Raw genomic sequence first — 1,254 nt, 5'->3', positions numbered from 1 at the left:
GCTCCGCGCCCGGCGCGCTTGTCCAACCCGAAACCGAACACTATCAACCCCAAGGACTCTCGTTATGAACGAGGGACGACCGGGGGGCAGGTCAGCCCCAGTAGCAAAGGATAGCTCAGGAAATGAGGTCGATCAGCATCAGGGTTGCAGCGCGAAAGGTAACGCTCTGCCACACCACAAAAAATATCGTCAGGAGCAAACGCCTCGACCATTTCGGTATGAAAATAACGGGTACGACAAAAGATCACCCGCCGATAAAAGACCGCAAGCATCGGCAACAACGCCCGAAAGAAGGAATCTCCAAAGATCAGAAGCGTTTTTTTACCCAGTGCTTCGGGTGAATCGACCAGAATGCAGATCCCGTCGTTACCGCCTTTGATGCCATTGCCACGCATATGCAACACAACTGGGCTACCCCGCAACACCGTGGCCGTTTCTTGCGGTGCCGGGCTCAACTTTGTTCCCAGATCACCACAAATACCGGGACGCTCCACGATACACGCCTCGATTCTGGCGCCACCTTCGGCGAGCATCGCATCCGGCACCAGACCGGTGAGGATTGCCTTAACCATGGCCAGGTTACCCAACGCACTGTAATGTGTATCAGTCCGTGTAAAGGCATCTTCGTGACCGTCGAGGGGGCCCAAGGGATACCGCACCTGCCAGGCTGCCCCAGATGCAGCCACCTGATCGGCGAAACACCTCGCATATAGAGATCCAAGCGGTGTTGCGAGGCCCACCTTGTCACGCAGTGCCACGCATTTATCAGGGAAAACGACCATGCGAAACTCGCGGTCAGTCAGTTCGCAATAATCGGATCGAGCGTTCAGATTACAGCAAAACACCATGGCCGTGCCAGGCGCCGGGCTAGACGCACCAGAGAACAGTTCAAAAACACCGTGCCTTCCGCCGGACAGGAAAAGAAACCCGTCTTTTCCGCGGTGAACTTGTTTTGCCTCTTCGCTCATGTTCCCCACCATAATCACGGCACATCGCACAACATTAGGGTCCTCTACAATAAAATCCGATCAGCCAATGGCAATCGCAGAGTTGCTAGGAGTTTGCGCGCAGCACCACGCCAAGCTATGGTCAGGCAACGCCAGGCGGAAAGAACCATGCCGCCCTCGGCCTTTCCGGTTTTCTGTTTCCGCTGATGGCTCGTTTGATGGCGCTCAACCCGTTTTCGGCGTCTGAGGTTTCGCGCTGGCTTGGCAATGCGGCGGGTGTTGGGGCGATCATTGGCGGGACCGGCAG

The 1,254-nt window shown here is 56.2% G+C and carries 1 protein-coding gene; it reads right to left on the bottom strand.

Going from position 1 to position 1,254, the window contains the following annotated elements; translation table 11 throughout:
• Positions 1-62: 62 nt before the first annotated feature.
• Positions 63-968 carry an alginate O-acetyltransferase AlgX-related protein gene (locus tag EV663_RS15520; protein ID WP_132953443.1) on the bottom strand — a complete coding sequence of 302 codons (906 nt, stop codon included), beginning with the start codon at positions 966-968 and terminating at the stop codon, positions 63-65.
• Positions 969-1,254: the final 286 nt, after the last annotated feature.

It is taken from the genome of Rhodovulum bhavnagarense (genome assembly GCF_004343505.1).
Classification (GTDB): Bacteria; Pseudomonadota; Alphaproteobacteria; order Rhodobacterales; family Rhodobacteraceae; genus Rhodovulum; species Rhodovulum bhavnagarense.
Note: the sequence above shows the minus strand (reverse complement) of the source record. Positions and strands in the feature narration are given on the sequence as shown.